The organism is Ideonella azotifigens (assembly GCF_006519715.1).
GTDB lineage: Bacteria > Pseudomonadota > Gammaproteobacteria > Burkholderiales > Burkholderiaceae_C > Ideonella > Ideonella azotifigens.
Window position 1 is genome coordinate 1 of record NZ_VIDT01000463.1, and the last position, 4,511, is coordinate 4,511.

General features: G+C 67.7%; 3 protein-coding genes and 1 pseudogene. All 4 read left to right on the forward strand.

Annotation, left to right across the window (positions count from 1 at the left end):
• Positions 1-189 (forward strand): annotated as a pseudogene (locus FKP22_RS32435) (c-type cytochrome); the annotation flags it as partial.
• Between the two features lie 588 nt (positions 190-777).
• Positions 778-2,457: a DUF1592 domain-containing protein gene (locus FKP22_RS21955; protein WP_170201008.1), complete on the forward strand. Its 1,680-nt coding sequence runs from the start codon at positions 778-780 to the stop codon at positions 2,455-2,457.
• The gene (locus FKP22_RS21960) at positions 2,454-3,929 is read left to right on the forward strand and encodes a DUF1552 domain-containing protein (RefSeq protein WP_141289818.1); all 1,476 of its coding nucleotides are present in this window, start codon (positions 2,454-2,456) and stop codon (positions 3,927-3,929) included. The genes FKP22_RS21955 and FKP22_RS21960 overlap by 4 nt, the downstream gene beginning before the upstream one ends.
• A gap of 4 nt (positions 3,930-3,933) precedes the next feature.
• The coding region (locus FKP22_RS21965; RefSeq protein WP_141289819.1) for a choice-of-anchor D domain-containing protein at positions 3,934-4,511 on the forward strand (578 nt) is incomplete at its 3' end.

The window sequence follows — 4,511 nt, forward strand, 5'->3', positions numbered from 1 at the left end:
AGCGGCATGGCCGCCTATGCCGACCCTGCGCTGTTCCGCCGGCTGATGCGCACCGGCACCCGGCCCGACCACAGCGCCGTCAGCCGCAGCATGCCTTTCGAGTCGCTCAGCCAGATGAGCGACCTGGAACTGGACGCCTTGCAGCTCTACCTGCGCAGCCTGCCCCCAAGCCCCGCCGCACAGCCGTGACATGAGGCGCGATGACGCAGGGCGCAAGCGCCTGCCAGGCGACGGAATTGGTCACCGGAGCGCGACGAGATTGGTCACACGCGCCAGCGGGATGGCCCCGCCCGCAGGCCGCCCCTGGCTCACCAAAAGGCATCTCTTTTACAGAAGTAACTGAACGTCCGTGTCTCAGGGCATGCCGCAAGGGTGTCCGGCAGCGCCATCCGCCCGGTGCGTCCATCGAGCCGAATTGACTTGCCAGCGCGCTGGGCAGCGGCGCTTCGCCATCGCCAGGATGCGGCACAAGAAGTGACTCGATGTTTCGAAGTTTGTCGGCTGGCATCGGCATTCGATTCAGCACCCGGCGGGTGGCACCATTTCTGCAAGACAAGAAAAAGCGCTCACCAGAGCGGATGACGAATCCAGGGCTGCGTTGCCGCCGATGGCCGCGCAGAAGAGAACGTTGAGGGACACATGAAGAAACTGGTTTGGGCAGCCGTTCTTGCGGCTGCCCTGGCTGCATGCGGCGGCAGCGGAGGGGATGGTGCGTCCACGTCGGGGAGCGGCGGTTCAAGCCCGGTCAACGTCGTCACCACCACCTACACCCGAGGCATGGATCCGCATGCCCAGGTGCAGGCGGTGGCGGCCGCGGAGACAGGCAGCACGCATTTCCCGGGCTGCCATGCAGCCGGCGCGCCTCGCCGGCTGACCCGCATCCAGCTGACCAACTCGCTCACAGATGCGATACAGCAATTTACCGGCGATGCCACCCTGGCCGCCACCGTCGAGTCGACCGTGGTCGATCAGGCGCAGTTTCCGCCCGACACGCTGGTCGACCCCGACAGCACCCGCCACACAGGCTTCGCACGACTGGACACGGCGCTCAGCGCCCGCCAGGCGACTGCGCTGCACCAGGCAGCCCAGACGCTGGCCAAGGCCGTCACGGCCGACCCCGCACGCGTGACCAGCCTGCTCGGCAGTTGCGGCAGCGACGCCAACACCTGCATGGCCAGCTTTGCCCGCCGTGCCGGGCGCCTGTTCTTCCGCCGGCCGATGACGGACGCCGAGGTCGCGGTCTACGTGGCTGCGGCCGGTGGCGCGAAGACACCGGAAGCCATGTCCAAGGTGCTGGCCACGATGATGGCCTCGGCCAGCTTCTACCTGCGCGTCGAACTGGGCCAGACGAGCGGAGGCGATGGCCAATGCGTCCCGCTGACCGCTCACGAAGTGGCCTCGCGCCTGTCCTATCAATTCTGGGACACCGTGCCCGATGCCCCGCTGGCCAGCGCGGCCGACGACGGCAGCCTGCTGGACCCGGCGGTCTACCAGGCCCAGGTGGCCCGGCTGGCCGCCGATGCGCGCGCCGAGGCGCCGACGAGGCGCTTCTTCAGCAGCTGGTTCAAGCTCGAAGAACTGGTGGCGATGAACGGCAAGGTCGGCAACGCGAAATTCGATGCCTTCGCGGGCAGCTACAAACCGCTGTCCACCACCCGGGATGCGGCCATCAACGAAGTGCTGGACATGGTGTCCTACGTCTCATCGCGCGATGGCTCGCTGCAGCAGTTGCTGACCGACCGCCACGCCTTCGCCCGCACTGCGGACATCGCCACGCTCTACAACACCGCCGTCTGGGACGGCAAGTCCACGCCCCCGCTGTTCACCGAATCGCAGCGGGTGGGCCTGACCACCCGCATCGGCCTGATCGCCAACGGCTCGTCCGACACCACGCTGCCCATCCGCCGCGGCATCCGCGTGCTGAACGCGCTCACCTGCCAGACGCTGCCGCCGCCGGCGATGGACCAGTCCAACGCCAAGGCTGATCTCAGCGGCGTGCTGACCACCCGCCAACGCACCGAGCGCGTGACCCAGATGGAAGGCACCTCCTGCATCGGCTGCCACCAGGCGCAGATCAATCCCCTGGGCTTCGTGTTCGAGCACTTCGATGCGCTGGGGCGCCTGCGCCAGACCGAGGTGGTGCGCGATGACAACGGCAACGTGATGGGCGAAAAGCCGATCGACACCGCGGCGGTGGCCACGCTGGCCGGCATCGCTGCCCGCTCGGTGGCCACCGCCAGCGAAGCACAGCAGCTGATGCTCGACAGCGGCGCTTTCGAGAAATGCTTCGCCCGCAACTACGCCCGCTACACCTTCGGCCGCGCCGACACCGCAGATGACGCCGAGCTGATCGAGGCGCTGCGCCAGCAAGCCGCCAGCGGCACCAACATCCGTCGTCTGATGGCCGCCATCGCGCTGCGCAAGGAGTTCCAGATGACCGCGAAGGTGGCGCCATGAAGCCGGCCTACAACCCTTTGACGCGGCGCCAGTTCCTGATCGGCGGCGGCACGGCACTGGCCTTGCCGCTGCTGCCCTCGCTGCTGCCGCGCGAAGCCCGTGCAGCCGCCCAGGCGGCCCTCAGCGCCGAGCGCTACTTCGTGCACATGACCACCTGGCACGGTGTGTTCCAGAGCCAGTTCTACGGCCCTTTGCTCGACCTCGCCGCCAGCCAGACCACGACTGCCGGCGGCGTCGCTGTGCGCGGCATGCCGCTGCAGTCCAAGACCTCCGGCGACAAGGTGGTCATCAGCGACATCCTCAGCGCCGCCGCCAGTGCCCTGTCGCCCCGCATGTTGTCGCGCATGAACGTCATCAACGGGCTGGACTACCACACCAGCGTGGGCCACAACCGCGGCTATTCGCTGGGCGGCGACGGCGGCAGCCCCAGCATCGACCAGGTGCTGGCACGCTCGACCGGCTTCTATCCCGCGCGGCCACCACAGGGCGCCATCGTGCGCAACCTGGTCTCGCTGTCGGGCAACGGCACCGGCAACAACACCAGCACCACGCAGACCGAGCAGACCGCCGAAAGCAACGTCAAGCTGTTCGACCGCCTGTTCGGCACCACCACCACGCCAGGCGAGCCGTCCATCGTGCTGGTCGACCGGGTCAAGGAACATGCCGACCTGGTGATGTCCGATCCGGCCTGCTCTGCCGATTGCCGCAACCGGCTGTCCAACTACCTGGACCTCTTGAGCGACGTGCAGGGCCAGGTGACCAGCACGGCCAACGGCAGCAGCTTCCCGCGCCCGACCACCGACACATCGGCCGTCGAAGCCGCCGAGGGCTTCTACGGAAAACCAGAGCAGCAGGCCGCCTGCGAAAAGCTCTGGAACGACATCGTTGCAGCAGCCTTTGCGGCCGGCATCAGCCGTGTCTACGTCTGCGGCCCCAACACCTACACCTTCGGGCCGGACTCTGAATTCGCCTGGCACAACAACTATGCCCACGCGCTGGACGACCCCGCTCGCCGCGCCGGCTTCAATGCTGCCGTGCAACTGCAGTTCGAGGGCGCGATGCTCAACCTCGCCAACAAGCTGGACCAGATCACCACCGCAGATGGCGCGACCATCTTCGACAAGACGCTGCTCGCCAGTGCCTTCGAACTGGGCTCAGGCGGCAACCCGGGGCACCACCACAACCGCTGCATTCCGGTGGTGAGCCTGGGCAACGCCGGCGGCTACTTCAAGACGGGGCAGTACCTGGACTATCGCGACCTCACATCGTTCAGCTGGTCTTCCGACCCGCACTGGTACTCGGGCCTGATCTACAACCAGTGGATGGGCATGATCCTGCGCGCCATGGGCGTGACCCGCTCCGAGCAGGAAACCACGGTGGTGGGCTACCCCAACGTGCGCGGCGCGAACGGCGACCATACCGACGCGATCTGGAATGTGGCTGGGCAGGACTTGCCCTGGCTGAGGGCCTGACGCGATGTGGCGAGTCTTACGGACCGCGGCCTGCCTGGCCGCGCTGGCCTTCTGCTGGACTGGCGCCTGGGCGCAGGACGCCAGCAACGGCGGCAACCTCTACATTGCCACCCTCGTCAGCGCCAAGCGCAGCTGCTCGAACTCGGCCTGCCACGGCACGCTGCCCAGCGGGGCGCAGAACCGCATCACCAACGGCATTGACGCGGGCAAGATCAAGTCGGCCATCAGCGCGCAAAGCCAGATGCAGTTCCTCAGCGGACGGCTGAGCGACACGGAATTCAACGACCTGGCCGCCTACATCGCCGGCAAGCTGGGCGGCACGCCGGTCTACCTGCCGGTGGCGGCTGCGCCCAGCCCGACGGTGTCGCCGGCCAGCCTCCAGTTCGGCACCCAGCCCATCGGCCAGACCACGCCGGTCCAGACCGTCACCGTTGGCAATGCGGCGAGCGCGACAGCGGCCCTGGTGCTGGGAGACATCGGCGTCACCGCGGGCAGTGATTTCGCCATCGCCGGCGGCACCTGCACCAAGGGCATGCAACTGGTGGCGGGGGGCAGCTGCACGGTGGCCTTGACCTTCCGCCC

Bases quoted from the DNA above. Each gene is read 5' to 3' on its own strand.
- FKP22_RS21955 (WP_170201008.1), top strand. From the start codon at position 778: ATGGATCCGCATGCCCAGGTGCAGGCGGTGGCGGCCGCGGAGACAGGC.
- FKP22_RS21960 (WP_141289818.1), top strand. From the start codon at position 2,454: ATGAAGCCGGCCTACAACCCTTTGACGCGGCGCCAGTTCCTGATCGGC.